This window comes from Cellulomonas phragmiteti, from assembly GCF_016862775.1.
Lineage (GTDB): Bacteria > Actinomycetota > Actinomycetes > Actinomycetales > Cellulomonadaceae > Cellulomonas > Cellulomonas phragmiteti.
Genome location: NZ_BONP01000027.1, coordinates 22,750 through 48,221 on the forward strand (window position 1 = coordinate 22,750; position 25,472 = coordinate 48,221).

Genomic DNA, 25,472 nt, shown 5'->3' on the forward strand with positions numbered 1-25,472 from the left:
ACCGCTGAGCCGGACGCCGTCGGGCCGGCAGGTCCCGGTGCGCGTCGTGGCTCCTGCGCGATGATGTGCGCATGGTGAGCGACCTGCCCGATCTCAGCGGTGCTCTGCTCGTCCGCGGTGACGTCGTCACCCCGACGGCCGTGGTGCTCGACGGCGTCGTGGCGGTCCGGGACGGGCTCGTCGTCTGGGTCGGCGCCGCGGGCGACGTGCCGGCCGCGGCGCTGCCCCCCGCACCCCCGCCGGGCACGCACGTGCTGCCGGGCCTGGTGGACCTGCACTGCCACGGCGGCGGCGGCGCGAGCTTCCCCGACGCGACCGGCCCCGACGACGTCCGCCGGGCCGCGGCGGAGCACCTGCGGCACGGCACGACGACGCTCGTCGCGTCGCTGGTCACGGCCCCGCGCGAGGTCCTGCTGGCCCGTGCCGCGCTGCTGGCCGATGCCGCCGACGCGGGCGTGGTGGCGGGCCTGCACCTCGAGGGCCCGTTCCTGTCCCGCGCGCGGTGCGGCGCGCAGAGCCCGGACGACATGCTGGCGGGTGATGCCGACCTGGTGCGGGAGATCGCCGCGGCGGCACGGGGGCACCTGCGGACGATGACGCTCGCGCCCGAGGTCCCGGGGGTCGCCGACGGCGGCGACGACGTGCTCGGCGCGCTGGTCGAGGCGGGTGCGCTGCCATCGGTGGGGCACACGGACGCGTCGGCCGAGCAGGTGGAGGCGGCGGTGGTGCGGGCGTTCGACCTGCTCGCGACGTCGCCCCGGGCGCGCGGCCCCCGTCCGACGGCGACGCACCTGTTCAACGGGATGCGGCCGCTGCACCACCGCGACCCGGGCCCGGTGGCGGCCTGCCTCGCGGCGGCGGCCCGCGGCGAGCTCGTCGTCGAGCTCGTGGCCGACGGCACGCACCTCGCACCCGGCACCGTGCGGGCGGTGATGGACCTCGTCGGGCCGGACGGTGCCGTGCTCGTGACGGACGCCATGGCGGCGGCCGGCATGCCGGACGGCGACTACCGGCTGGGGCCGAAGGCGGTGCGTGTGGCCGACGGCGTCGCCCGCCTGCTGGCCCACGCCCCGGACGGCACCGTGCACGTCGGGGCGATCGCCGGCGGCGTCGCCCACCTGCTCGACGTCGTGCGCGCGACCGTCGCCGCGGGTGTCCGGGTGGTCGACGCCGTCCGGGCGGCGTCGGCGACCCCGGCGCAGGTCCTCGGCCGGCCCGACGTGGGCGCGCTCGTGCCCGGGCGTCGTGCGGACCTCCTCGTCACCAGCGGGGACCTGCGGCCTGTCCGGGTCGCGCGCGCGGGGGCCTGGGTCGCCTGACCGGCCTGGGTCGACCGACCGGGCCGGGGCCCGCTCAGACGAGCCGGACCGTCGCCAGCCGCGCCGCGCCGACGAGCCGCAGCCGGACGTCCTGCACGCTCCCGGCCGCGCCGCCGGGCGCCGCCCACGGGACGCGGACCGTGCACCAGTCGTGGCGGCCGCCGCCGGCGGGAACCTGCGCGCGCGCGATCACCGCACCCGCCGGTCCGTCGAGGACCTCCACGGACGCGGCGCCCGCGCGGGTGCGGGCGACGGTGACCTCCAGCTCGACGGCGCCGGCGACCGCACAGTCCCGCAGCAGCACGTCACCCGCGGCCCGGCCCCGTCGCACCTGGACGCACGTGCCCGTGGCCGGGGTGGTCTCCGCGAGGTCGACCCCGGTGAGCTCGTCGGCGTCCGCCGCCCGCACGGGCACGGACCGCAGGTCGCGCGGCGGGACGGGGTCCGCCTGGACGTCGAGCCCGACCCGCAGCGCGTCGCGCGCGCTCGACGGTCCCGCGCTGAGCGTGTACCGGCCGGGCTCCACGACCCAGCGGTCGCGCGTGACGTCCCACACGGCGAGGTCCGCGACGCGGACCGGCAGGGCGACCTCGACCTGCTGCCCGGGATCCACGACCGTGCGCGTGTGCGCGAGGAGCCGGTGGGGGTACGGCAGCCGGTGCGTCGGCGCGCTGACGTAGAGCTGCACCAGCTCGTGCGCCCGGCGGCCGGCCCAGTGCGCCAGGGTGACGTGCGCGAGGACCTCGTCGTCGGGCCCCACGGGGCCCGGGCCGGCGTCGAGCCGCAGCCCGACGTACTCGACGTCGCCGTACGTCAGGCCGTGTCCCAGCCCGTACCGCGGCGGCGACGGGGCGTACCAGGGGGTCGTCCGCGTCGCGAGGATGTCGTAGTCGAGCAGGTCCCCGGCCTGCTCGGCGTCCGCGGGCCACTCCTGCGCGAGCCTGCCCGTCGGCTCGGTGTCGCCGAGCAGCACGTCCGCGAGCCCGTGCCCCTGCTCCTGCCCGCCGTGCGCGGACCAGACGACGGCGGGCGCGTCCTGCACCGCGTCGTCGAGCACGTAGGGGTAGGACGAGACGACGAGCAGGACGGCGCGCGCGTGTGCCGTGCGTGCGGCGCGCCACAGCGCGAGCTGGGGCGCGGGCAGGTGCAGGTGCGGGCGGTCCTCGGTCTCCCGGCCATGCAGGTGCGGCTCGTTGCCCGCGGTGACGACGACGACGTCGGCCGCGGCCGCGGCGCGTGCGACGTCCTGGGCGCCGTCGCGCAGGACGTCGACCGCGAAGCGCTCGGCGTGGGCGACGTCGTGGGCCTCGGCGACCAGCGTGCCGGCCTCGTCGTGCTGCACGCGCACCCAGCGTCCGGAGGCCACGTGCTGCAGGGACCACGTGCCGTCGCCGTGCTGCCGGCGTCGGAACGACTCCTGCGCGACCCACCCGCCGACGCGCGTCGCGTCGGCACGCACCACCCAGGCGCCGCCGTTCCAGAGCAGGTCCCGGGCGACGTCCCGCAGCGTGAGCAGGCCGTCGCCCCAGTCGGTGACGTCGTGCGCCGCGGGCGCGTCGGCGTCGGCGTCGGCGTCGGCGACCAGGGTGCCGTCGGCCAGCGCGCGCACCCCCCGGCCGGTCGAGGTGGACGTCAGGGCGACACGGTCGGCGCCGTCGGCGACGAGCACCTGCCGCTCGCCGAGCCGCTCCCGGAGGGCCGTCGCCAGCCCGACGAGGTACGGCGGGGTGCCCGAGTACCAGTCGTGCAGCACGCGCTCGGCGTGCGGTCCGACCACCGCGACGGACGCGTCGGGGGCCAGCGGCAGGACGCCGTCGTTCTCCAGCACGACGACGGCGCGCGCGGCGGACTCGCGGGCCAGCGCGCGGTGCTCGGGCAGGTCGATCGCGTCGGGGCCGACGCGCCAGGGGTCCAGGTCGGGATCCAGCTCGCCGGTGCGCAGCCGCAGCTCGAGCTGGCGGAGCACCGCGCGGTCGACGTCCGCCTCGGCGAGCAGGCCGCGCTCGAGGGCGGCGGTGAGGCGGGTGAGCGTGGGACCCGCGTCGGAGTCGTTGTCGGTGAACGAGTCGACGCCGGCGCGCAGCAGCGCGGCGTGCGAGGTGACGTGGTCGGCGTGGTACCGCTGGAAGGTCACGACGTTGCCCGGTGCGGCGGCGTCGGAGACCACGAGCAGCGACGCGTCGGTCCACGAGCGCAGCTCGTCCAGCAGCTCGCCGCACAGGTGGGCCGGGCGTCCGTTGACGAGGTTGTACGACGGCATGACGGCACCGACGACGCCGGCCCGGACCGGCCCGCGGAAGGCGGGCAGCTCGTACTCGTGCAGCACGCGCGGGCGCAGCTGGGTGCTCGTGACGGCGCGGTCCGTCTCGTTGTCGTAGCCGAGGAAGTGCTTGAGCGTCGGGACGGTGCGCCAGTAGACGGGGTGGTCGCCGCGCAGCCCGCGGGCGTACGCGGTGGCCAGCCACGCCGTGACGTGAGGGTCGCTCGACCAGCCCTCCTCGTTGCGCCCCCAGGCGGGGTGCCGCAGCGGGTCGACGACGGGTGCCCACACGTTGAGCGAGACGCTCGGGTCGGCGGCGTGCTTGGCGCGCAGCTCGGTGCCGACGGCCGCCCCGACGCGCTCGAGCAGGTCGGGGTCCCAGGTCGCGGCGAGCCCGACCGGTTGCGGGAAGACAGTGGCGGTGCCGAGCCAGGCGACGCCGTGGAGCACCTCGGCCCCGGTGCGGAACGCCGGCAGGCCGAGCCGGTCGACGGCCGGTGCGTGCTGGTGCAGCAGGGAGAGCTTCTCGGGCAGCGTCAGCGCCGCCAGCAGGGCGGCGGCGCGCTGGGCGACCGGGGCGCCGGTGTCGAGCCAGGGCCGTGCCGCGGAGGCCGCGGGTGCCGAGGCGGGTGCGGGGGTGGGCGCAGGGGTGGTGCCGGGGACGTCGTGGGCCACGTCGCTCCTCGTCGTCGTCGTCCGGGGGCGTGCGGGCTCGTGTCGTGGGTGGTCGGCGTCGATCCAGGTCGATCGAGGTCGAACCGTTTCGACGCATCGACACGAGTCCCTCGGTCAGACATGGTGGTCGAATCGTCCCGCGTTGACAACCTTCCGTGCGTTGTCGCGGGTGTCTTGCCTGATTCGGCGGCCATGCCCTAGATTCTCGAAGGCGAACGAAATCGAACCGCTTCGACTGCGGGAGTGCCGGCCGGGTCACCGAGGACCCGTCACGAGCCCGATGCTCCGCCGCAGCACCACAGCACGTCCACATCCACGAGGGAGTGAAGGGCGCTGATGAACACCACCACCACTGCCGGGCGGGTCGGGGACCTGCCGGTCCGTCGCCGGTCGTTCCTCGGCATGGTCGCCGCGGGCGCCGCCGTCGCCGGGGTCCCGTCGCTGCTCACCGCGTGCAGCTCGGGCGACGCGCCCCCTGCCGTCGCCCCGGGCGCCGCACCGGCCGCCGGAGTCCTGCCGACGTACGTCCCCGTCGACTACGTCGAACCCGACTTCCCGGGCGTCAACGGCTCGACCCCCGGGTTCGCGACGCTGCCCACGGAGCTCGTGCAGTCGGTCCCCGAGCCCCCGGGCAGCGGCTCCACGTTCACGGCCATGACGCCCCTGTGGGGCACGATCCCGCCGCGTGACGGCAACCAGTACTACGAGGCCGTCAACGAGATGCTGGGCGCGAGCATCGAGTTCCAGATCACGGACGGCAACACCTACGGCGACAAGCTCGCCACCGTGCTCGCCTCCGCCAAGGACGTCCCGGACTGGGTGTGCATCCCGACCTGGAACATCCCGCCGCGCTTCGGCTCGGAGATCGTGCCCAACCTCTTCCAGGACCTGACCGACCACCTCGGCGGCGACCGCGTCAAGGACTACCCGAACCTCGCGAACATCCCGACGGACGCCTGGAAGTTCTGCGTCTTCAACGGACGCCTGTACGGGCTGCCGTTCCCCGGCGAGATCATCACCGACGCGACGTTCTACCGGCAGGACGTCCTCGAGGAGCTCGGTATCGCACCGGACGTGCGGACCGGCCAGGACCTCCTGGACCTCGCCGCGGAGCTCACCGGCGGCGGCCGGTGGGGCGCCGAGGACCTGTGGGTCACCGCCGCCGCCATGCACGCCGTGCCGCCGAAGTGGCGGCTCGAGGGCGACCGGCTCGTACACCGCGTCGAGACCGAGGAGTACCGCGCGGCGCTGGCGTGGAACGCCGAGCTGTTCGCGTCGGGCTCGGTCCACCCCGACGCCGTCGCGGACAACAGCGGCGAGGCCAAGACGCGCTTCCAGTCCGGGTCGTCCTTGATCATGAGCGACGGCCTCGGGGCGTGGCACGAGGCGCTGCGGGACAACCTCGCGAGCAACCCCGGCTACTGGCAGCAGCCTTTCGACCCGTTCGCCGCGGACGGCGGGACGCCCGTGCTGTGGAAGGGCAACCCGGCCAACATCTTCTCGTTCCTCAAGAAGAGCGACGACGCGGCGCGGATCACCGAGCTGCTGGCGCTCGCGAACGTGCTCGCGGCGCCCTTCGGCACGACGGAGTTCGACCTCGTGCAGAACGGTGTCGAGGGCGTCCACTACACCCGGGGCGACGACGGCCTGCCGGTACCCACGGCGCTCGCCGCGACGGAGCTGCAGCCGACCTACATCTTCCTCGTGGACGGCCCGATCGCGAACACCCGCGTGCAGTACCCCGGGTTCGTCGAGGCGTCGTCGACCTGGCAGCAGAAGGCCGCGGAGTACATTGCGGACCCGTTGTTCTACGCCCAGCAGATCGTCGAGCCCTCGCAGTACGCGTCGATCGGGCAGCCGTTCGCCGACCTCGAGAAGGACATCTCGCGCGGCCGCAAGTCCCTCGCCGACCTCGACGCCGCCGTCGAGACCTGGCGCGCGTCCGGCGGCGAGGAGCTGCGGACGTTCTACCAGGAGATCCTGGACGCGCAGTGACGAGCATCGGTCAGATCGTGCGCCGCGGCGGCGCAGGAGCCGCCGCGGCGCCGGACCCTGTCCGGGATCCCGCGGGCACGTCCGCGCGGTCCCGCCGCGGGTCGCCACCCGTGCGTCGTCTCTCCCTGCGCACGCGCCTGCGGCGCGACGGCGCGCTGCTGGTGATGGTGCTGCCGGCCGTGCTGCTGCTGGGCGTCTTCGCGTACGTCCCGATGCTCGGCAACGTCATCGCGTGGCAGAGCTACTCGCCGTACACGGGGTTCCTGGGCAGCCCGTTCGTCGGCTGGGCCAACTTCGAGCGCGTCTTCTCGAACCCGTTGTTCATCGACGCGGTGCAGAACACGCTGCTCATCACCGCGTTCCAGCTCGTGTTCTTCTTCCCGGTCCCCATCGTCCTGGCGCTGCTGCTCCACAGCGTGATCACGCCGCAGATCCGCACGACGATCCAGTCGATCGTCTACCTGCCCCACTTCTTCTCGTGGGTGCTGGTCGTCACGATCTTCCAGCAGATCTTCGGTGGTGCCGGCCTGATCAACCAGACGCTGCGCGACGCCGGGCTCGGGTCGGGCTTCGACCTCATGACCAACCCCGACACGTTCCTCGTCCTGCTGACCATGCAGTCGGTCTGGAAGGACGCGGGCTGGGGGATCATCATCTTCCTCGCCGCCCTGTCCACGGTCTCGCCCGAGCAGTACGAGGCCGCGGCGGTCGACGGGGCGAACCGGTGGCGCCGCATGTGGCACATCACGCTGCCGGCGCTGCGGCCCGTGATCGTGCTGCTGCTCATCCTGCGCCTGGGCGACGCGCTCACCGTCGGGTTCGAGCAGCTCATCCTGCAGCGCGGCGCCGTCGGCGCGGACGTCGCGGAGGTCATCGACACGTTCGTCTACTACCAGGGCGTCATCTACGGGGACTGGGGCTTCGCGGCCGCGGCCGGCCTCGTCAAGGGCGTCGTCAGCCTGGCGCTGGTCCTCGGCGCCAACAAGCTCGCGCACGTCTTCGGCGAGTCGGGGGTGTACCAGAAGTCATGAGCACCGGAAGCGGTCACGCACCGCAGATCGACGCCGGCGGCGCGCTCGTCCCGCGCGACCTCGCGCAGACGGCCGACGGCCGCGCGGCGGCCGCCCGGCGCCGGCGCCGCTCGCGGCACCGCGCGCCCTGGGAGGAGCCGGCGAGCCCGCTCGGTGCGGTCGTCAAGTTCCTGGTCCTGGCGGGCGTCGTGCTCGCCGTCCTGATCCCGCTGTGGACGGTGGTCCTCACCAGCCTGTCGACGCAGGCCGAGACGATCCGCGTGGGCGGGCTGGTCACCGTCCCCGGTGAGCTGACGTTCAACGCGTACCGGCAGATCCTGTCGGGCGGCATCGTGCTGCGCGCGACGCTGGTGAGCACGGGGATCACCGCGGTCGGCACGGTGCTGTCGACCGTCGTCTCGGTGCTGGCCGCGTACGGGCTGTCGCGTCCGTCCTCGTTGTGGCACCGCCCGCTGCTGTTCGTCTTCCTCGTCACCATGTTCTTCGGTGCCGGGATGATCCCGACGTACCTGCTGGTGAGCAACCTCGGGCTGATCGACACCTACTGGGCGCTGATCCTGCCCGGCGCGGTCTCGGCGTTCAACGTGCTCATCCTGCGCAACTTCTTCATGGGGCTCGAGCCTGCCGTCCTGGACGCCGCGCGCATCGACGGCGCGGGGGACTGGCGGATCCTCGCGCGCGTCGTGCTGCCGATGTCCCGGGCCGTGGTGGCGGTGGTCGCGCTGTTCTACGGCGTGGGCTACTGGAACGCGTTCTTCAACGCGATCCTGTACATCAACGACAACGCCAAGTGGCCGCTGCAGCTGGTCCTGCGCTCGTACGTCCTGCAGGGGGTGACGCTCCCGGGCTCGGGCGTCGGGCAGGTGGACGTCGCGACAGGAGCCGTGACCGGTCTGCCGGTGAAGATGGCCGTCATGGTGCTCGCGATCGTGCCGATCCTCGTGGTCTACCCGTTCGTCCAGCGGCACTTCACCAAGGGCGTCATCTTCGGCGCCATCAAGGGCTGACGGACGTGGGGCACCCCGGGGCCGAGCGGCCCTCAGCGCAGCGCGGCGACGGTGCTGGCGCGCTCGACGAGCTGCGGGGCGAGCAGCCGCGTCTCGGCGGGCTCGTCGCGCTCGACGCGCGCCATGGCCATCTCGACCGCGACCTTGCCGATCGTGTGCGCGGGGATGTCGATGTTCGTCAGCGGCAGGGGCTGGCCGACGGCCACGTCCGGCGGGCAGACCGCGACCACGGAGACGTCGTCCGGGACGTGCCGACCGCGGTCGCGCAGCGTGGAGAGCACCCAGGGCAGGGCGACCTCGTTGTGCACGACGAGCGCGGTGACGTCGGGCATCCGTGTCAGCACGCGGTCGACGGCGTCGACCGCGCCGGTCGAGGACGACTCGCACGGCTCGACGAGGCCCTCGACGCCGGCCTCGGCCACGCCCTGCGTGAAGCCGCGGATCATGCGCTCGGCGTACGAGGTGTGACGTTCGAGCACGGCACGCGGCGACCCGACGAGCGCGATCTGCCGGTGCCCGAGGCGCGCGAGGTGCCGCACGGCGAGCTGGCCGGCGGCGTCGAAGTCCAGGTCGACGCACGACAGCCCCTCGGGGTCGCGCGGCAGGCCGATGAGGACGGCGGGCTGGCTGAGCCCGGCGAGCACGGGCACGCGGGGGTCGTCGGCCTCGATGTCCATCATGACCAGGGCGTCGACCATCGACCCGGACGCGACGCGCTCCATGCCGGCGATCTCGTCGGCGGTGAGCAGCAGCACGTCGTGGTCGAAGGTGCGCGCGGCCGTGACGACTCCGGTGACGAACTGCATGATGACCGAGACGTTGACGTCGACGCGCAGGGGAGCCATGAGAGCGAGCACGTTGGTGCGGCTGGACGCGAGTGCGCGGGCTCCGGCGTGCGGCCGGTAGCCGAGCTCCCGGATGGCCCGCTCGACCCGCTGCCGGGTGGGCGCGGAGATCGGCCGCTTGCCGGACAGCACGTAGGAGACGGTGGAGGTCGAGACCCCCGCTGCCCGTGCCACATCGTCGATGGTGGTCGCCACGTCGCTCCGTCCGTCACGTGCTGCGCGCTCGACGACGAGCGCCCCTACCGCGCGATCCGGCTCACCCTAGCGTGCAGGCCGGGGCCGTCGGTGGCGGACGACGGGGTGCAGGGGCAGGTGGCGCGACGGGTCCGGCGACGCAAGCGCTTCGCCCGCCTCCTGGTCACCTGTCCGGGTCCGGGTGGGGTTCTTGTGCCCATTTGGACGACGGATACTCGCCCTAGGCTGGCGAAGCGCTTCGACCGTGGCATCCGGCGCCACGACGGGAAGGGGTCCGCACGATGACGACGCTGCGTGCCTCGCGAGCGCGTGCGCCGCTGGCCGCCCTCAGCGACACCGTCGGCCTCCTGTACGGCGCCGACTGGAACCCCGAGCAGTGGCACCCCGAGGTGTGGCACGACGACGTCGCCCTCATGCGCGACGCCGGGGTGAACGTGGTGACGGTCGGCGTCTTCTCCTGGGCGACGCTCGAGCCGCGCCCGGGCCGGTTCGAGCTCGACTGGCTCGACCGCGTGATCGACCTCGCCACCGAGCACGGCATCCTCGTCGACCTCGCGACCCCCACCGCCTCCCCGCCGCCCTGGCTCGGGGTGCTCTGGCCCAGCGCCCGGGCGGTCACGGCCGAGGGCGTGCGGATGTCCCACGGGTCCCGCAACCACTTCTGCCCCTCCTCGCCGCACTACCGCGAGCGTGCCCTGTCCGTGGTGCGGGTCCTGGCCGCCCGGTACGGCGCGCACCCGGGGGTCCGCATGTGGCACGTCGGCAACGAGTACGGCCAGGTGTGCTGGTGCGAGCACTGCGCGCACGCGTTCCGCCGGTGGCTGCGGGCGCGGTACGGCGGCCTGGAGGAGCTCAACCGGGCCTGGGGCACCGCCTTCTGGAGCCAGCGGTACGACGAGTGGGCGCACGTCGTCCCGCCGCGCGCCGCGCCCTATCTCGTCAACCCCACCCAGACCCTCGACCACCGGCGGTTCGCGTCGGACCAGCTGCTCGCCCTGTACCTCGAGCAGCGCGACGTGATCGCGGAGCACGCGCCGGGCGTCCCCGTCACCACCAACCTCATGGGCTTCCACCGGCCCACGGACTACTGGCGCTGGGCCCCCCACCTCGACGTGGTCGCCGACGACGTCTACGGGGACCCCGCCGAGCCCGAGGACGTCGTGCGCGTCGCCCTGAGCCACGACCTGGCGCGCGGCCTCGCGGGCGGCGGCCCCTGGATGGTCATGGAGCAGGCGGCCGGCGCGGTCAGCTGGCGTCCGCACAACGTCCCCAAGACGACGGCCCAGCTGCGGCTGGACTCGTTGCGGGCGATCGCCCGCGGGGCGGACGGGTCCTGCTTCTTCCAGTGGCGCGCGTCGGTCGTCGGCGCCGAGCGGTTCCACTCGGCCCTCGTGCCGCACGCAGGCCCGGACACCGCGCTGCACCGCGCCGTCGCGGCGCACGGCGCGGAGCTGGTGCGCCTGCGGGAGGTCGTCGGCACGCGCGTGGCCGCACGGGTCGCGCTGGTGTTCGACTGGTCGAGCTGGTGGGCGGCCGAGGAGCCCGGCGGGCCCTCGACCCGGTTGCGGGTGCTGCCGCAGGTGCTGGCGTACTACCGGCCGCTGTGGTCCCGCGGCGTGGGCGTCGACGTCGTGCCCCCGGGCGCGGACCTCGACGCGTACGACCTCGTCGTCGCGCCCCAGCTCTTCCTCGTCGACGACGCCCACGTGCCTGGCCTGCGGCGGGTGGTCGAGCGTGGCGGCGTCCTGCTGGTCGGGCCGTTCTCGGGCGTCGTCGACCGCGACGGGCACGTGCGCCGCGGCCGGTTCCCGGTCCCGTTCGCCGATCTCGTCGGCGGCTCGGGCGAGGAGCAGGTGCCGCTGCCCCCCGCGGGCGTGCGGGTGCGGTCCGAGCTGCTGGGCGACGTCGCGGTGCACGACTGGGCGGAGCGGCTGCGGGTCGACGACGGCGAGGCGCTGGCGACCGTCGAGGGAGGCGACCTCGACGGCTGCCCGCTGGTGCTGCGCCGGCGCCACGACGGCGGTGGCGAGGGCTGGTACGTCGGGGCGCTGCTCGCGCAGGACGGCGTGGACGCCGTCGTGGCTGCGTGCCTCGCCGCGGCCGGCGTCGCCGGACCTGCCGGCGTCCACGCCGGTCCCGACGTGGAGGTCGTCCGGCGCGGCGACGTGGTCTTCTGCCTTAACGCGAGCGACGGGCCGCGTGCCGTGGAGCTCGACGGTGCCGCCGGCACCTGGCACGACCTGCTGAGCGGCGCGGACGTCGCCGACCGGGTGCCGCTGGCGGCGCACGGTGCACTGGCTCTGATCGAGAGGACGTCATGAAGTTCACCGACGGCTACTGGCAGCTGCTGCCCGGGGTCACCGAGCTGCGCCCGCGGCACGTCGACGAGGTCGTGGCCGGCGAGGACACCCTCACCGTCTACGCGTCCACCGCGCCGATCACCACGCGCGGCGACACCCTGAACCGGCCCCTCGTGACCGTGTCGTTCCACTCGCCGATGGACGGCGTGGTGGGCGTGACCGTCGAGCACTTCCAGGGCGGTCTGGGCCGGGGTCCCCGCTTCGAGCTGCACCGCAGCGTCGGTGACGTGAAGATCACGACGCCGCAGCTCAACGGCGCGCCGGTGGCGACGCTGCGGTCGGGTCCGCTGGAGGCGCGCGTCGCGACCGAGGGCGACTGGTCGGTCGAGTTCGTCGCGGACGGGCGCGTGCTGACGTCCTCGATGGCCCGCAGCGTGGGCGTCCTCACCGACGCCGACGGGCGGCACTTCGTGCGGGAGCAGCTGACGCTCGGCGTCGGGGAGCACGTGTACGGCCTCGGGGAGCGGTTCGGCTCCCTGGTGAAGAACGGTCAGACCGTCGACATCTGGAACGCCGACGGGGGGACCGCCAGCGACCAGGCGTACAAGAACGTGCCCTTCTACCTGTCCGACGCCGGGTACGGCGTGTTCGTCGACCAGCCCGAGCGGGTGTCGTTCGAGATCGGGACGGAGGTCGTGTCGCGCGCGCAGTTCTCCGTCGAGGGGCAGTCGCTGACGTACTACGTCGTCGCGGGCCCGACGCCCAAGGACGTCCTGCGCCGCTACACGGCGCTGACCGGACGCCCGGCGCGCGTGCCGGACTGGTCGTACGGGCTGTGGCTGTCCACGTCGTTCACCACGAGCTACGACGAGGCGACGGTCACGCACTTCGTCGACGGCATGGCGGAGCGTGACCTGCCGCTGAGCGTGTTCCACTTCGACTGCTTCTGGATGCGGCAGTTCCACTGGAGCGACTTCATCTGGGACCCCGCGACGTTCCCCGACCCTGCCGGCATGCTGAGCCGTCTCAAGGAGCGGGGGCTGCGGATCTGCGTGTGGATCAACCCGTACATCGCGCAGCGCTCGGTCCTGTTCGCCGAGGGCAAGGAGCGCGGCTACCTGGTGAAGAACCCGGACGGCTCGGTCTGGCAGTGGAACATGTGGCAGGCGGGCATGGCGCTGGTCGACTTCACGAACCCCGAGGCGACGGCCTGGTACCAGGGCAAGCTGCGTGGTCTGCTCGACCAGGGCGTCGACTGCTTCAAGACCGACTTCGGGGAGCGCATCCCGACGGACGTCGTGTGGCACGACGGCTCGGACCCGCAGCGCATGCACAACTACTACACGCACCTGTACAACCGGTCGGTGTTCGACCTGCTCGTGGCCGAGCGCGGCCCGGGCGAGGCCGTGCTGTTCGCGCGCTCGGCGACCGCGGGCGGGCAGCAGTTCCCCGTCCACTGGGGAGGGGACTGCGAGTCGACGTTCGTGTCGATGGCCGAGTCGTTGCGCGGCGGCCTGTCCCTGGCGCTGTCCGGCTTCGGCTTCTGGAGCCACGACATCGGCGGCTTCGAGGGGACGCCCGACGCCGCGGTCTTCAAGCGGTGGCTGCCGTTCGGCCTGCTGTCCTCCCACAGCCGGCTGCACGGCTCCGACTCCTACCGGGTGCCGTGGGCCTTCGACGAGGAGGCCGTCGACGTCACGCGGCGCTTCACCCGTCTGAAGATGTCCCTCATGCCGTACCTGTCGCAGGCGGGGCGTGTCGCCCACGAGGAGGGCCTGCCGGTGATGCGGCCGATGGTGCTGGAGTTCCCGGAGGATCGCGGCGCCGCGACCGTCGACACGCAGTACATGCTCGGGGAGTCGCTCCTGGTCGCCCCGGTGTTCTCCGCCGGCGGCGACGTGGACGTGTACGTGCCCGACGGCACGTGGACGTCGCTGCTCACGGGGGAGAAGGTGACGGGGCCACGGTGGGTCCACGAGCGCCACGGGTTCGACTCGGTGCCGCTCTACGTGCGGCCCGGCACCGTGCTGCCCGTGGGGGCCCGCGCCGACCGCCCGGACCGCGACCACGCGGACGGCGTGACGTTGCACCTGTTCGAGCTGCCCGACGGTCACCGCTCCACGTCGCGGGTGCCCAGCGGCGACGGGGAGGCGACGTTCGAGGTGCGGCGTGAGGGGTCGCGGGTCCGCGTGCGGGCGCTGGGTGCGCCGGGCGCGTGGGCGGTCCACCCGGACGGCGGACAGCGGGTCGAGGTCCCCGCCGGGACCGGGGAGGTGGAGCTCACGCTGTGAGCCGAGCGCGCCGGCGCGCGGGGTGGGACGACGCCGGGGGATGCGGGAGCGGTCCCACCCCGTGTATCGTATCGATTCGATCTGCGTGGCACCGATGCCGCGCCAGGCGGCGCGAGACCCGACGGGTCCGCCGGCACGACCACCCGCGCACCTCCCGGAGGCCCAGCCATGACCAGCACGACGAGGCCGTCCGGCCGCCAGTTCCCCGCCGACTTCCTCTGGGGCTCGGCGACCGCGTCCTACCAGATCGAGGGCGCCGCCCACGAGGACGGCCGCGGCCCCTCGATCTGGGACACGTTCTCCCACACGCCGGGCAAGGTCCTCAACGGTGACACCGGCGACGTCGCCGTCGACCACTACCACCGGGTGCCGCAGGACGTCGCGATCATGCAGGACCTCGGCCTGCAGGCCTACCGCTTCTCGATCGCCTGGTCCCGGGTGCTGCCCACCGGCACCGGCGAGGTCAACCAGGCGGGGCTCGACTTCTACTCCGACCTCGTCGACCGGCTGATCGCCGCGGGCATCAAGCCCGTCGTCACCCTGTACCACTGGGACCTGCCGCAGGCGCTCGAGGACGAGGGCGGCTGGACCAACCGCGCGACCTCCGTGGCGTTCGCCGAGTACGCGCGCGTCGTCGCCCGCGCCCTGGGCGGCCGCATCCACCTGTGGACGACGCTCAACGAGCCGTGGTGCTCGGCCTTCCTCGGGTACGGGTCCGGCGTGCACGCCCCCGGCGTGACCGACCCGGCCGCCGCGCTCGCGGCCGTCCACCACCTCAACCTCGCGCACGGCCTGGCCGCCACCGCCATCCGCGACGAGCTCGGCGCCGACACCCCGGTCTCCATCACCCTCAACCTGCACGTCACGCGCGCGGCCTCGCCCGCGCCCGCCGACGTGGAGGCCAAGCGCCGCATCGACACGGTCGCCAACGAGGTCTTCCTCGGTCCGATCCTCGAGGGGGCCTACCCCGAGCAGGTGTTCGCGGACACGGCCGCGGTCACCGACTGGTCGTTCGTGCAGGACGGCGACCTCGAGCTCATCCGCGTCCCGATCGACCTGCTGGGCGTCAACTACTACTCGACGGGTCGGGTGCAGGACGGCACGCCCCCCGTCGGTGACGGCAAGCCCGGCCCGGACGGCCACCGCTCGTCCGTCGTCAGCCCGTGGGTCGGTGCGGACCGCTCCGAGTGGCTCAAGCAGCCCGGGCCGTACACCGCGATGGGCTGGAACATCGAGCCGCAGGGGCTCGTCGACCTGCTGCTCGAGCTGCACGAGCGGTACCCCGAGCTCCCGCTCGCGATCACCGAGAACGGCGCCGCGTTCTACGACACGGTCACGCAGGACGGCCGTGTCCACGACGTCGAGCGCGTCGCCTACCTGCACGACCACATCGACGCCGTCGGCGAGGCCCGGGACAAGGGCGTCGACGTGCGTGGCTACTTCGTCTGGTCGCTGTTCGACAACTTCGAGTGGGCCTACGGCTACGACCGCCGCTTCGGCGTCGTGCACGTCGACTACGACACGCAGGTCCGCACGCTGAAGGACTCCGCCCGCTGGTACCGCGAGCTGGTGCGCACGGGCGCGGTCCCCACGCCGGAGTCTGCCGCGACCCTGTGACACCCCGCCGCCCGGGACCTCGCCGGCCGGCGCGTGCGCGCGCCGGCCGCAGGTCCCGGGCGGCGCCGTTGGTGCGGTGGTCGTCCCGCGGGGAGGATGGGGCCGTGCCACGTTCCCGCCGCTCCGAGCGCCGACCGTACGGTGCGCCGTACGTGCCGCTCGACGTCGAGCGCGCGAGCGGGGGCCGGCGCGCCGAGACGGGACCCGACGGCGAGTGGGTCGTGCAGCAGGTGCGCGGCTCGGACCGCGAGTACCGCTGCCCCGGCTGCGACCAGCTGGTCCCCGCGGGCAGCGGTCACGTCGTCGCCTGGCGCACCGACTCGTGGCGCGGCGACGGCGTCGAGGAGCGGCGGCACTGGCACACCGCCTGCTGGGGGGCCCGCACGCGACGCGGGCCGACGCGTCGGTGACCGCCGTGCCCCGTCCGCGCCCGGCAGGTCCCGACGACGACGTGCGCCTCGTCGCGAGCGACCTCGACGGCACGCTCCTGCGCCCGGACGGGACCGTGTCGGCGCGCACCGCCCGGGCGCTCGCGGACGCGGAGGCCGCCGGCGTGGTCGTCGTCTTCGTCACCGCGCGGCCGCACCGCTGGCTCGCCGACCTCGCCCCCCACGTCGCCGGTCACGGTGTGGCGATCTGCGCCAACGGGGCGTCGGTCGTCGACGTCGCCGGCCTGCGGGTCCTGCAGGAGCACGGCATGGACACGCACCGCGTCGCGGCCGTCGCGGCCCGGCTGCGCGCCGCGTGGGGTGACGACGCCGTCCACCTCGCCGCCGAGAGCGCCGACGGGTTCGCCTCCGAGCACGGGTTCGTCACGGAGCACGACGTGCCGCCCGGCAGCCCGAGCGCGGCGCGCATCGAGGACGTCTTGCCGGCCACGACGCTCAAGCTGCTGCTGCGCGCGCCCGGGCGGGCGCAGGACGCCGACACGTTCGTCGCCGACGCGCAGGCCGTGATCGGGGACCTCGCGCACGTGACGTCGTCGGCGGCGGGAGCGCTGGGCGAGATCGCGGCGCCGGGCGTCACCAAGGCGGCCACGCTCGCGGCGTGGTCGGCCGCCCGGGGCATCACGCCGGCCCAGGTGTGGGCGGTCGGCGACGCCCCGAACGACCTGCCGATGCTCGGGTGGGCCGGCCGGGCGTTCGCGGTCGCCAACGCCCACCCGGCCGTCCGGGCCGCGGCGCACCACGCGCTGCCGTCCAACGCCGAGGACGGTGTCGCGGTGCTGCTGGAGCGTGCCGCCGCCGCGGCGCGCTCCCGGGCCGCGGGCGAGGACGACGCTCGCTAGGGTCGACGGTGACGCGCACCGGTGACGAGCACGCCGCTCCCGGATCCCGACCGCACCCTGGAGGACGCATGACCGCGACCCCGATCGTCCTGCTCCACGCCTTCCCCCTGGACCACCGGATGTGGGACGACGTCGCGGCGGACCTCGCAGGGACGCGCGACGTGCTCACCCCCGACCTGCCGGTCCCCGCGGGCGAGGACCTGCCCGAGCCGTCGCTCGAGTCCGCGGCCGACCACGTCGCGCACGCGATCCGCGCGGCGGGCGGCGGCCCGGCCGTGGTCGCCGGCCTCTCCATGGGGGGCTACGTGGCGCTGGCGCTGCTCGAGCGGCACCCCGACCTCGTGGCCGGGCTCGCGCTGGTCGACACCAAGTCGACCGCCGACGCCCCCGACGCCGCAGCGAAGCGGCTGCGCGTCGCCGACGAGGTGCAGGCCGCCGGCACCGTCGACCCCGTGCGGGGCATGGTCGAGGTGCTGCTGGGGGAGACGACGCGTACCGCCCGGCCCGAGGTCGTCGAGCGCGTGAGCGCGTGGATCGGCGAGCAGGACCCCGCACGGGTCGCCTGGTCCCAGCGGGCGATGGCGGCGCGCCCGGACCGGACCGCGGTGCTCCAGGCCTTCGACGGGCCGGTGACGGTCGTCGTCGGGGACGAGGACTCCGTGACGGGGACGGATGCCGCCGAGCACATGGCGGCGGCGGTCACGCAGGCGCTGCTGGTCGTCGTCCCGCGCGCCGGGCACCTGTCGGCGGTCGAGGACCCCGCCGCCGTCCGCACGGCGCTGGTCGAGCTCGCACGACGCGCCGACGGCACGACGGCCTGAGTCCGCCGACCCGGGGCGTCGCCCCGCTCAGACCTCGCCGGCGAGCACGCGGGCGAGCGCGTCCGGCAGGTCGATCGACTCCCCGTCCTTGCCGCCCGCGCCGATGACCAGCGGCGGGTCCTGCGGCGTGGGCTGCACGCCGCGGATCCGGGCGACCAGGCTCGACGGGGTGGTCAGCACGTAGAACTCGCCGGAGGAGTCGATGCCGACCGTCTCGTCGCGTCGCAGGTACCACCCGGTCAGCGGTGTGCGGTAGCGCGCGCCCCCGTCGTACGAGCGCACGTGCAGCGGCACCGGGTCGACGCCCCGCGCACGTGCGTCGACGAGGAACTGCTCGATCATCGCGCGGGCCCGTGCCGACTCGGCCCGCTGACGTGCGGCGAGCGCCTCCGCGTGGGCGCCCGCCGCCTCACGTCGCTGCGCGCGCCAGAGCGCCGCCGCGTCGGGACCGTCGCCGGGTGCCGGGCGGTCGCCGGGACCGCCCGGTCCGGGCTGCTGGACGGGCACGGCTCAGCGGGAGCCCGACGCGGCGTCGCGCGACGCCTCGTCCGCCTGCTGCTCCCGGACCGCGGGTGACGGCACCACGGGGATGGCGGCCGACACCGGGGCGGGGCGTGCCTTGGACGACCGGGCCGGCCGGGCGGGACGCGCCGGACGGGCCGGGGTGTCGGGCGTGCCGTTCCCACGGGCCGGGGCGTCGGCGGACGGGCGGTCGCCCGCACCCGGTGCATTGCCCGTCGGCTGCGCGGCGGCCGGCTGCTCCGCCCGCCCGGCAGCGGTGTCCGCGGCGTCGTCCGCCGGGGTGACCGCAGCGGTGTCCTGCGGCGCCTCCTGGCGGGCGTCCGGTCCGTCGCCACCGACGGGCGCGTCGGACGTCGCGGACGCGGGCGCCGCGCCGTCGTCGGACCCCGATGGTGCCGAGGTCAGCTCCTGGGCGATCTTCTCCTCGATCCGCCCGGCCTTCTCCAGGGCGGCGCGGTCCGGGTTGGAGCCGAGCAGGTGGCGCAGCTCGTCGAGGTAGGAGGTGATCGACTCGCGCTGGCGGTGCAGGTCCTCGACCTGACGCATCGCGGTGCTGCGCTCGCGCTCGGACTCGGTCATCGCGTCCGAGATCTGCTTCTCCGCGTGCTCGCGTGCCTCGGCGACCGCACGGTCGGCGTTGCGCCGCGCGTTCGCGAGCAGCTCGGCGGCCTGCCTCTCCGAGTCGACGCGGACCTTCTCGGCGTGGGCGAGCGCCTTGGCGACCCGCTCCTCCGCCTCGGACGCGTGCGCCTCGGCGTCCGCGACCAGGCGCTCGGTCTCGGCGCGGGCCGCCTCGTGGCGCTCGGCGTCGTGACGCTCCGCCGCCTCGTGCTGGGCCGCGATCGCGAGCTCGGCGTCGGCCAGCTGCTGCTCGGCCCGTCGGACGAGCTCGTCCGCGCGGGTGCGCGCCTGCGTCGTGGCCTCCGTGATGGCCCGGCGCGCCTCCGTCTGCAGGCGCTCGACCTCGAGGCGCGTCCGCTCGCGCAGCTCGGTGGTCTCCCGGTCCGCCGCGGCGCGCGCCTCGGCAGTCTCGCGGTCGGTGGTCGCCCGCAGCTCCTCGGTCTCGCGCTGCGCGGTCTCGCGCAGGTGCGCGACCTCGTAGCCGGAGCGCTCGCGCTGCTCGGTCGTCTCGCGGTCGGCGAGCGCGCGCAGCTGGGCGGCGTACTGCTCGGACTCGGTGCGCAGGGTCGCGACGGCGTCCTCGGCCTCGGCGCGCGCCTGGGCGATCTCGTCGCCGGTCGAGGCGCGCAGCTCGCTGGCCTCGCGCTCCGCCGTGGCCCGCACGTACGCGGCGTACTGCTCCGCCTCGGTGCGCAGGGCCGCGACCTCGGCCGCGACCCGCTGCTGGAGGGCCGTGGCGTCACGGTCGGCGGCGGCGCGGGTCGCGTCGGCGTACTCGGCGGCCGACGCGCGCAGCGCGGTGGTCTCCTCGGCGGCGGCCTGCCGCCACGCGGCGACCTCGGCGTTGACGTCCGAGCGCACGCGGGCGGCGTAGCGCTCGGCCTCGCCCCGCAGCGCCGCGACCTCGGCCTCCGTGCGCTGCCGCAGCTCGGTGGTGTCCTGGTCCGCGCTCTGCCGCAGGTCCTGCGCGTAGCGCTCGGTCTCCTCACGCAGCGCGGTCGTCTCGGCCTCCGTGCGGGTGCGCAGCTCGGTCGCCGTGCGCTCCGTCGCGATCCGCAGCTGCGTGGCCTCGTGCTCGACGCGGGCGCGCAGGGTCCCGAGCTCGCGCTCGAGCGACGTGCGGCGGTCGCTCTCCTCCGTGGCGACGGCGCTCTGGATGCGGGCGGCCTCGCGCTCGGCCGACCCGACCAGCTCCTCGGCCCGGCGCTGCGCGGCGAGCACCGAGCTCTCCGTCTCCGCCGCGGCGGTCGCCCGGATCTCCTCGGCCTCGCGCCGTGCGGTCGCGAGCAGCTCGGCGACCTCGTTCTCGGCGCGGGCGCGCAGCTGCCCGGCGGCGAGCTTGGCGCGCGCCAGCGCGTCGGCGGCCTGGGCGTTGGCCTGGCTCATGACGTCGGAGGACTGCTCCTCCGCCGACCGCAGCAGCTGCTCGATGCGCGAGCCGAGGCCGGCGTAGGTCGGCCGCTCCGCCTCACGGAGCTGCCGGTGCGCCTCGGAGAGCTCGCCCGCCACCTTCAGCTTCTCCGCGTCGAGCGCCTCGACCTGCGCGCGCGCGTCGGCCAGGGCCTTCTCGAGCGAGGTGAGCGTCTCGTCGACCGCGTCGCGGTCGTAGCCGCGGAAGTTGACGACGGGGAACGGGTTCCGGGCTTCGGGCACGGGTGATCCTCCTGGGAGAGGGGCCCGGCGGGCGGCGGTGGTCGAGGTCCTCCTCGACGGGCCGGTGCCCCTGGCCCAGGATACGCCGCCGACCTGCCGTGACCAGGGGTGTTCGTCTCGTGGGCGCGGTCGCGGTGACGTCCTGCCCGGTGTCGGCGGGGGGTGGGACGCGGGTGCCGCGCCCGGTTCGCACCGGTTCGTCCCACCTGGGCCGGCCGTCGTGGCCGACGCGTGGAGGTGGCGTGTCGATCGAGGTCGTCGCCCGTCCCGGTTCGGCCTGCTGCGACCGGTCTGCCTATCCTGGGTCGTTCGTCTGCGGAGAGGACTGTGCGTGCGCAAGCGACTGGTCGTCGCCCTGGTGGGACTCCTGGGCGTCGTGGTCATCGCCCTCGGGGTCGCCTCGGCGACCCTCTGGCGTGCTGACGACGTGCTCCTGGCCGACGTCCGGTCCGACGAGCCGCTCGTCGTCACCGACCCCGGCGTGCTTGAGCTCGCCGCCTCCCAGGTGACGATCCGCGTCGAGGCCGACGGCCCGGTGGTGCTGGCGATCGGCCGGGACACGGACGTCGCCGGCTGGGTCGGCGAGGACGCCCACGAGCGCGTCACGGGCCTGGCCGGCTGGCACGACCTGGCCGCGGAGCAGGTGTCCGCGCCCGCTCCGACCGCGGAGGCCACGGCCCCCGCCGAGGGGGAGGCCCCGGTCGAGGGGGAGGCCCCGGTCGAGGGTGAGGCGCCCGTCGAGGGGGAGGCCCCGGTCGAGGGCGAGGCGCCCGTCGAGGGTGAGGCAACCGTCGAGGGGGAGGCCCCGGTCGAGGGCGAGGTCGCCGCGGTCGTGCCGGACCCGACGGGATCCGACCTGTGGGTCGTCGAGCAGACCGGTGACGGCGAGGCCGAGATCACGTGGACGGCGCAGCCCGGCCGTTGGAGCGTGCTGGCGGCGAGCACCGACGGGAGCCCGCTGCGGTTCTCGCTCGCGTGGCCCCAGGTCGTCACGACGCCCTGGCTGTGGCCGGGCGTGGCCGTCGGCGCGCTGCTCGTGCTCGTCTCCCTCGCGCTGCTGCTGCGGGACGTCCGCCGCGGACGTCGTGGCGCGGACGCCGACTGGACGCCGGTGCTCACGGGGCCGCTGCCGGTCGTGGGTGAGGACGGCGCACCGGTCCAGCTGACCCGCCGGCAGCTCCGCGAGCTGGCCGCGCACCACGCCGTCACCGAGACCGGTGTGCGCGCGCCCCGCGACGACTCCCCCCGGGAGGCGGACCCGGTCCCTGCCGCACCCGCGGCACCCGCCGCCGCCGCCGCCGCTGGTGCAGGTGCAGGTGCAGGTGCAGCGTCCGGCCGCGACGAGGGCACCACCCCCCGCGGGGCGGGTGCGCTCGCGGGGGTCGCACCGGCCGGCCGTCGTGCCCTGCGAGCCGTGACGTCCCTCGGTGGGTCGGGTCGCGGTGAGCAGGAGCCGGCAGCGACCGCCGATCAGCCGTCCCGACCGGCCGCACCCGCGGCGTCCGTCGGCTCCCCGCAGCCCGACCGTGCGGACCGACCACGGTGGCGCGAGGCACCCGGGTCGCCGTCGACCACCCCGGTGCCGCCTGCAGGTCCGCCTGCCGGGCGCCCCGCGGCCGGAGGTGCGGGATCGACCCCGGCAGCTCCGGGCGCTCCGGGTGACCCGGCGCGGGCGCGTCCCACGGGTGCGCCGCGGTGGACGGTCGGCGGTGCCGGACCGTCCCCCTGGGGCGGAGCACCCACCTCACCCACGACGCCCACCACGCCCGGCACCCCGGGCGGCGCCGGGTCCGCGCCCGCCCCGGGGCAGCCGCACGCGCGGCCCGCCTGGCTCGGACCGAGCCCCGCCGACCGGCCCGGGTCAGCGCCGCCCGCCCCCGGCGCGCCGGGCTCGCCGGACGCGTTCCGGCCGCAGACGCGGCCCGCGGCGCCTCCCGCGGCACCCACCGCGGCGCCCGGCCGCCGTGGCCCGGCGGCGCCTACTGCGGCGCCCGGCCGCCGTGGCCCGGCCGCACCCGTGCCCGCCGCTCCCGTGACGGCGGCACCCGCGCCGGGTCCCGCCGGGAGCGCGGCACGTCCCGGCTGGACCCCGGTGCCTCCTGCTCCGGGTGCCGTCGCCGGTCGCGGGGGCGGACCCGACGGTGCCCGCCGCCCGGCCCCCGCAGGCCCACCGCCGGGTGCGGGCTCACCGGCCGCACCGCGGCCCGCCTGGCTGCGGGACGCCCCGGTCCCGGACGGACCGCGGGCCGCCGGGCCGGCCGAGCCGCAGGCCGGGTCACGCGCGGACGCGTGGCGCCGCGCGTGGGGCCTGGACCCGACCGACGACCCCACCTCCGAGGAGGGCCGATGAACGACACGAACCCGACCTCGCCCGCCGGTCGCCGGGCCGCTCGCGGATCCGCCGTCCGGCCGCGCGGCGCAGGCCGCCGGCACGCGGCGGCCGTCCTGCTGCCGCTGCTGGTCCTGGGCGGGTGCTCGGCGCCGCTCCCCTCCCCGTCGCCCGAGCCGGTCCCGGCGGTCGCGCCACCGGCGGTGTCGGTCGCGCAGGCGCAGCGGGTCCTCGACGCGGTGGCGGAGGTGGTCGCGGCCGGCGACGCGGTCAACGACGCTGCGGGGCTCGCGGCGCGGCTCGAGGGTCCGGCGCTCGCGATCCGGACGGCCGAGTACGTGCGGAACGTGACGAACGCGGGCGCCAGGCCGCCGACCGTGCTGCCGTTCGACGAGCAGGCGCTCCTCGTGCCAGAGACCGACTCCTGGCCGCGCACCCAGCTGGTCGTCACGGAGCAGCCGGCCGACCTGCAGGCGCCGCGCGTGCTGGTGCTGCGGCAGGCGACGCCGCGCGAGCCGTACCGGCTGTGGGGCTGGGCGCGGCTGCTGCCGTCGGTGCAGACGCCGGCCACGGCGGCACCCGAGGAGGGCAGCCCGACGCTGCCCGCCGACGCGGAGGGTCTGCTCGCGACACCGCTCGACGCCGTCGCGCAGTACGCCGACGTGCTGGCGAACGGGGACGCGTCGCCCTACGTGGCGAGCTTCGCGCCCGACGCGTTCCGCGCGGCGATCGAGGGTGAGCGGGCGGGCGTCGTCACCCAGCTCGGGGACGCGGCCACGCTGACGCAGACCTACGCGCCGGTGGGGGAGCCTGTCGTCAGCCTCGGCACCGTCGACGGCGGTGCCATCGTCGTGAGCGAGATCGCCACGACGTCGACGGTGACCCTGCCCGAGACGGGGGGCAGCATCACCGTCGAGCCGTTCTACTCGGCGCTGGCCGGCGGCGCGACCACCGCGGGCACGAGCCTGACGCGCATCTTCTCCGGCGTCGTGGTCATGTACGTCCCGCCCGCCGACAGCGGGGCGCAGATCCAGATCCTCGCCGGGGAGCAGTCGGTCACCGGCGCGTCGGCGTCGTGACGGCCGAGCGCCCGGTCCGACGGACGGTGCCGCGCAGCGGTCCTCCGGCGAGGGAGAATCGGCCCGACGTCACGTCCCGGGGCACGACCGCCCGGCACGACGTCGCCTCCCACCCCAGCACGACGACCCCGAGGAGCTCGTGATGTCGCAGCCGTCGCAGCAGCCCCGCCCCCGCCTCGACGCGCGCGGCGCGGTCGACCTGTCCGCACTCGCCCGTCCGGCGACGCCCCCGCCGGGCAGCCCGGGCGGGCTCGAGACCGCGGCGGCCTACGTCCGCGACGTCGACCAGTCGACGTTCGCGGACGTCGTGCAGTCCTCCGCCCAGCATCCCGTGGTGGTGGTGCTGTGGGCCCCGTGGAGCGAGGTCAGCCAGCAGGTCGCCGGTGACCTCGCGGCCCTCGCGGAGGAGGACGCGGGGCGCTGGCTGCTCGCGCGGATCGACGCGGAGGCCAACCCGCAGGTAGCGGCGGCCTTCCAGGCGCAGTCGGTCCCCACGGTCGTCGCCGTCCTCGGCGGTCAGCCGCTGCCGCTGTTCCAGGGTGCGTATCCCCGGGAGCAGGTCCGTGCCGTGCTGGACCAGCTGCTCGCCGCCGCCGAGGCGAACGGGATCACCGGCCGGGTCGCCGCCGCGGAGCCCGTGGAGGAGGAGCCGGAGCCCGCCCTCCCGCCGCTGCACCAGGCAGCGTTCGACGCGATCGAGCGCGACGACCTGCCGGCCGCCCGTCTCGCCTACGAGCAGGCGCTGCGGGAGAACCCGCGTGACGCCATGGCCCGTGCGGGGCTGGCGCAGGTCGGTCTGATGGAGCGGACGTCCGCCCTCGACCCGCGCGCGGTGCGGGAGGCCGGGGCGGCGGACCCCGACGACGTCGACGCCCAGCTCGCGGTGGCAGACCTCGACGTGTTCGCCGGAGCGGTCGAGGACGCGTTCGCGCGGCTCGTCGACCTCGTGCGGCGCACCGCGGGCGACGAGCGGGAGCGGGTCCGGCTGCGGCTGGTGGACCTGTTCGAGGTGCTCGGGACCGACGATCCCCGTGTCGTCGCCGCGCGTCGTGCCCTGGCCTCGGCCCTGTACTGAGGCGCACCGCGGGGCGGGAAGTGCGGCGGCACGGTGTGCTGCGAGCGGCTGCCGAGCGCGGACTTGCACCGACGCCGTCGGCTGCGTAACGTACTCCCGGCCGCCCGGCAGGGAGGAACGGACACCGAGCACGACTCGGTGGTCGGTCCCCCGGGACGGCACCCCCCGTGAACGTCTCCGGACAGCGCTCTGCGCTCGGACGGACGACGGCACGAGGACAGATCGATCCGGTCAGCAGATCGGGTACGGTCCTCCAGTCGCCGGCCCTCCGGGGTGGCGAGGACGGGTCCGCACCAGGTCGAACGATCGGGTACGGTCGCCCAGCTGGCGAAGCCCCACGGGGCCCGAGCAGCAGGTCGAACCAGGTCGAGCGATCAGGTACGGTCATCCAGCCGCTGAAGCCCTTCGGGGCCGGCGAGCGGGTGGCTGGACATGATCGCAGCGCCCGGGGTACGAACAGTCAGGTCGCCGATGAGGCGGACTTGACCGGGAGAACCGGATCGGCTAAGTTTGAACGGTTGCCTCCAGACAGGCCCGAAAGGGTCCAGC

At 75.3% G+C, this 25,472-nt stretch carries 17 protein-coding genes; 13 read left to right on the forward strand and 4 right to left on the reverse strand.

Annotation, left to right across the window (positions count from 1 at the left end; translation table 11 throughout):
- The first annotated feature begins 71 nt into the window (after positions 1–71).
- Positions 72–1,319 (forward strand): N-acetylglucosamine-6-phosphate deacetylase, encoded by a 1,248-nt coding sequence (locus Cph01nite_RS16500; protein ID WP_203675783.1) that lies wholly within the window; start codon positions 72–74, stop codon positions 1,317–1,319.
- Positions 1,320–1,353: 34 nt separating this feature from the next.
- Here Cph01nite_RS16500 and Cph01nite_RS16505 read toward each other — a convergent pair whose 3' ends face one another.
- Complete coding sequence (locus tag Cph01nite_RS16505) at positions 1,354–4,254, reverse strand: glycoside hydrolase family 3 C-terminal domain-containing protein (protein ID WP_203675784.1); 2,901 nt, start codon at positions 4,252–4,254, stop codon at positions 1,354–1,356.
- 336 nt (positions 4,255–4,590) lie between these two features.
- Here Cph01nite_RS16505 and Cph01nite_RS16510 point away from each other — a divergent pair, with 336 nt between their 5' ends.
- From Cph01nite_RS16510 to Cph01nite_RS16520, 3 genes are all read left to right on the forward strand, one after another.
- Positions 4,591–6,249, forward strand: coding sequence for an extracellular solute-binding protein (locus tag Cph01nite_RS16510; protein ID WP_203675785.1), 1,659 nt, complete (start codon positions 4,591–4,593; stop codon positions 6,247–6,249).
- 110 nt (positions 6,250–6,359) lie between these two features.
- Positions 6,360–7,280, forward strand: a complete 921-nt coding sequence (locus tag Cph01nite_RS16515) for an ABC transporter permease (RefSeq protein WP_239069324.1) — start codon at positions 6,360–6,362, stop codon at positions 7,278–7,280.
- Positions 7,277–8,287 (forward strand): carbohydrate ABC transporter permease, encoded by a 1,011-nt coding sequence (locus tag Cph01nite_RS16520; RefSeq protein WP_203675786.1) that lies wholly within the window; start codon positions 7,277–7,279, stop codon positions 8,285–8,287. The genes Cph01nite_RS16515 and Cph01nite_RS16520 overlap by 4 nt, the downstream gene beginning before the upstream one ends.
- Before the next feature lie 32 nt (positions 8,288–8,319).
- Here the strand turns inward: Cph01nite_RS16520 and Cph01nite_RS16525 are convergent, their stop codons facing one another.
- A complete protein-coding gene (locus tag Cph01nite_RS16525; protein ID WP_203675787.1) occupies positions 8,320–9,327 on the reverse strand; it encodes a LacI family DNA-binding transcriptional regulator in 1,008 nt (335 codons plus the stop codon).
- A gap of 281 nt (positions 9,328–9,608) precedes the next feature.
- Between Cph01nite_RS16525 and Cph01nite_RS16530 the strand changes: the two genes are divergently transcribed.
- The 6 genes from Cph01nite_RS16530 (at position 9,609) to Cph01nite_RS16555 (ending at position 17,644) form a co-directional block, all read left to right on the forward strand.
- Positions 9,609–11,648: a beta-galactosidase gene (locus Cph01nite_RS16530; protein ID WP_203675788.1), complete on the forward strand. Its 2,040-nt coding sequence runs from the start codon at positions 9,609–9,611 to the stop codon at positions 11,646–11,648.
- A complete protein-coding gene (yicI, locus tag Cph01nite_RS16535) occupies positions 11,645–13,918 on the forward strand; it encodes an alpha-xylosidase (protein WP_203675789.1) in 2,274 nt (757 codons plus the stop codon). Before Cph01nite_RS16530 ends, yicI begins: the two co-directional genes overlap by 4 nt.
- 168 nt (positions 13,919–14,086) lie before the next feature.
- Positions 14,087–15,535, forward strand: coding sequence for a GH1 family beta-glucosidase (locus Cph01nite_RS16540; protein WP_203675790.1), 1,449 nt, complete (start codon positions 14,087–14,089; stop codon positions 15,533–15,535).
- A 104-nt stretch (positions 15,536–15,639) separates the two neighbouring features.
- Positions 15,640–15,945, forward strand: coding sequence for an Rv1322 family protein (locus Cph01nite_RS16545; protein WP_203675791.1), 306 nt, complete (start codon positions 15,640–15,642; stop codon positions 15,943–15,945).
- 5 nt (positions 15,946–15,950) lie between these two features.
- On the forward strand, positions 15,951–16,823 hold the full coding sequence (locus tag Cph01nite_RS16550; protein WP_203675792.1) for an HAD family hydrolase: 873 nt from the start codon (positions 15,951–15,953) through the stop codon (positions 16,821–16,823).
- A gap of 68 nt (positions 16,824–16,891) precedes the next feature.
- Positions 16,892–17,644: an alpha/beta fold hydrolase gene (locus tag Cph01nite_RS16555; protein ID WP_203675793.1), complete on the forward strand. Its 753-nt coding sequence runs from the start codon at positions 16,892–16,894 to the stop codon at positions 17,642–17,644.
- 27 nt (positions 17,645–17,671) lie between these two features.
- On the opposite strand, the gene Cph01nite_RS16560 is transcribed toward Cph01nite_RS16555, so the two are convergent.
- Together Cph01nite_RS16560 and Cph01nite_RS16565 are read right to left on the reverse strand one after the other, a co-directional pair.
- A complete protein-coding gene (locus Cph01nite_RS16560; RefSeq protein WP_203675794.1) occupies positions 17,672–18,151 on the reverse strand; it encodes a hypothetical protein in 480 nt (159 codons plus the stop codon).
- A gap of 3 nt (positions 18,152–18,154) precedes the next feature.
- Complete coding sequence (locus Cph01nite_RS16565) at positions 18,155–20,440, reverse strand: coiled-coil domain-containing protein (protein WP_203675795.1); 2,286 nt, start codon at positions 20,438–20,440, stop codon at positions 18,155–18,157.
- A 331-nt stretch (positions 20,441–20,771) separates the two neighbouring features.
- Here Cph01nite_RS16565 and Cph01nite_RS16570 point away from each other — a divergent pair, with 331 nt between their 5' ends.
- The 3 genes from Cph01nite_RS16570 to Cph01nite_RS16580 all read left to right on the forward strand — a co-directional run bounded on the left by Cph01nite_RS16570 (position 20,772) and on the right by Cph01nite_RS16580 (position 24,923).
- Positions 20,772–22,790: a hypothetical protein gene (locus tag Cph01nite_RS16570; RefSeq protein WP_203675796.1), complete on the forward strand. Its 2,019-nt coding sequence runs from the start codon at positions 20,772–20,774 to the stop codon at positions 22,788–22,790.
- Positions 22,787–23,848 carry a DUF8094 domain-containing protein gene (locus tag Cph01nite_RS16575; protein ID WP_239069325.1) on the forward strand — a complete coding sequence of 354 codons (1,062 nt, stop codon included), beginning with the start codon at positions 22,787–22,789 and terminating at the stop codon, positions 23,846–23,848. Before Cph01nite_RS16570 ends, Cph01nite_RS16575 begins: the two co-directional genes overlap by 4 nt.
- Before the next feature lie 142 nt (positions 23,849–23,990).
- Complete coding sequence (locus Cph01nite_RS16580; protein ID WP_203675797.1) at positions 23,991–24,923, forward strand: tetratricopeptide repeat protein; 933 nt, start codon at positions 23,991–23,993, stop codon at positions 24,921–24,923.
- Positions 24,924–25,472 lie beyond the last annotated feature (549 nt).

Bases quoted from the DNA above. Each gene is read 5' to 3' on its own strand.
- Cph01nite_RS16555 (WP_203675793.1), top strand. From the start codon at position 16,892: ATGACCGCGACCCCGATCGTCCTGCTCCACGCCTTCCCCCTGGACCAC.
- yicI (WP_203675789.1), top strand. From the start codon at position 11,645: ATGAAGTTCACCGACGGCTACTGGCAGCTGCTGCCCGGGGTCACCGAG.
- Cph01nite_RS16530 (WP_203675788.1), top strand. From the start codon at position 9,609: ATGACGACGCTGCGTGCCTCGCGAGCGCGTGCGCCGCTGGCCGCCCTC.
- Cph01nite_RS16510 (WP_203675785.1), top strand. From the start codon at position 4,591: ATGAACACCACCACCACTGCCGGGCGGGTCGGGGACCTGCCGGTCCGT.
- Cph01nite_RS16580 (WP_203675797.1), top strand. From the start codon at position 23,991: ATGTCGCAGCCGTCGCAGCAGCCCCGCCCCCGCCTCGACGCGCGCGGC.
- Cph01nite_RS16520 (WP_203675786.1), top strand. From the start codon at position 7,277: ATGAGCACCGGAAGCGGTCACGCACCGCAGATCGACGCCGGCGGCGCG.
- Cph01nite_RS16500 (WP_203675783.1), top strand. From the start codon at position 72: ATGGTGAGCGACCTGCCCGATCTCAGCGGTGCTCTGCTCGTCCGCGGT.
- Cph01nite_RS16575 (WP_239069325.1), top strand. From the start codon at position 22,787: ATGAACGACACGAACCCGACCTCGCCCGCCGGTCGCCGGGCCGCTCGC.
- Cph01nite_RS16540 (WP_203675790.1), top strand. From the start codon at position 14,087: ATGACCAGCACGACGAGGCCGTCCGGCCGCCAGTTCCCCGCCGACTTC.